Origin of the sequence: Pseudomonas sp. CAU 1711, assembly GCF_039888625.1 — a bacterium.
In the GTDB taxonomy this organism is placed as follows: Bacteria; Pseudomonadota; Gammaproteobacteria; order Pseudomonadales; family Pseudomonadaceae; genus Aquipseudomonas.
Map to the genome: position 1 here is coordinate 1 of NZ_JBDQQT010000040.1, position 1,431 is coordinate 1,431.

Here is a 1,431-nt window from a genome sequence, read left to right on the forward strand (position 1 = left end):
CGGGTCTGCTTGCGCTTGCCGGCGTACTCGGCATCGGCGAAGGTCATCTGCTTCATCGGGAAACTCGGGCAACGGGATCGGCGTATTTCACCAGATTCGGGAAGTCTTCTTCAGAATTTCCTTCAGCAGCTTCCCCCCCTCTGCAACCAGTGAGGCCACCGGTGTAGAAAAAATATCAGAAGAAGCTCCTGAAGAGAGCCAGGAAGTTAGTGGCACGAGCCAGCAAAAGGAGTGCCACGACACATACACCAATAACCTTAGAAATGAGAAGCTAATGGTTGAGGATTTTTTTCAATCCGCCGCAGACTCATGTGCCTACATTAAAAAAATGGGAACAATGTCAATTTCAGTGCAAGAGTGCAAGAAAAATCAAATTGATAGCAAAGAAAAGAAGTTACTGGAGCTGGACAAAAAAATCGAGGAATCCTCACGGAACTGTCTAGATTAATAAATCTCTGTCAACCTAAACTCATGAGAACCTCTTATTCTTAACAATCCCAGATCAATAACCTTGAGATGCTGGCATATAACAATGCGCTCAACTGCCGCTCACTTCGTTCGCTGGACGTCCAAAAGCTGCGCTTTTGGCCGCCCGTTAGCTTAATCGTTAGGCACCATTAAGAGGGAACTCTATGCCAACTCTGAAAGAAGTATTAGAGATTTTTTACCTGCTAAGTGGACCAGCCTTGGTATTTATAGCCTACCGCGCACTAGAACAGATAAAAGTTTCTAAAGAGATATCTAGAACCAATGCCAAGAGAGAATCCCTGATTCTTACCGCCAAAGAGTGTAGAAACTACGCACAGAACGTAATACCTTTCTGCAATTCATTCAATGAGAAAGTAGAAAAATACGACGCGAAATTTTTCACCAAATCAAAAGTAACAGTATCCGACGACAGAATTGAGGTCTCTTATTATAAAGGGAACGATGACCAAGCACTCTTCCCCGAGGAGCTAGGCGAAGACATTATGAATCTAATAAATGCACTAAGCAGCTTCTCGAATTTTTTTATCTCGGGCGTAGCAGATGAAAGAATTGCATACAAGAGCCTCGGAAACACTTACTGCGGCATTGTTAAAAAGCTCGTGCCAATTCTAGTTAGAATCGCCGAAGAACATAATGAAGACAACATACTCAAGCTGTTTATGATTTGGCATAACCGGAAAGAAATTGAAAACGCGCAAAAAGAAAAAGAAGCCCTTGAAAGAAAAATCAATAAGCAAAAAGAAATCAGCATCAGCGTAATAGGAGCCTAACAAGCGGTTCAAGCCGTTCGCTTCGCTCTCTCGGGACCGGCTAAAGCCGGCCCCTTAACCAAACGTTAGGGAAAAAATGGGACTCCTCGACAGATCCGCCGCATCACTGCGTATTTTTGGTGATGACCTTATCCCCGAAGATGTAAGTAAGTTACTTGGCGCCATGCCGAGC

2 protein-coding genes are annotated in these 1,431 nt (G+C 44.1%); both read left to right on the forward strand.

From position 1 onward, the window contains the following. A partial coding sequence (locus AAFN46_RS20540; protein ID WP_347810551.1) for a hypothetical protein occupies positions 1-448 on the forward strand: 448 nt, incomplete at its 5' end. 184 nt (positions 449-632) lie between these two features. Further along, a complete protein-coding gene (locus tag AAFN46_RS20545) occupies positions 633-1,259 on the forward strand; it encodes a hypothetical protein (protein WP_347810552.1) in 627 nt (208 codons plus the stop codon). The last annotated feature ends 172 nt before the right edge of the window (positions 1,260-1,431 follow it).

Bases quoted from the DNA above. Each gene is read 5' to 3' on its own strand.
- AAFN46_RS20545 (WP_347810552.1), top strand. From the start codon at position 633: ATGCCAACTCTGAAAGAAGTATTAGAGATTTTTTACCTGCTAAGTGGA.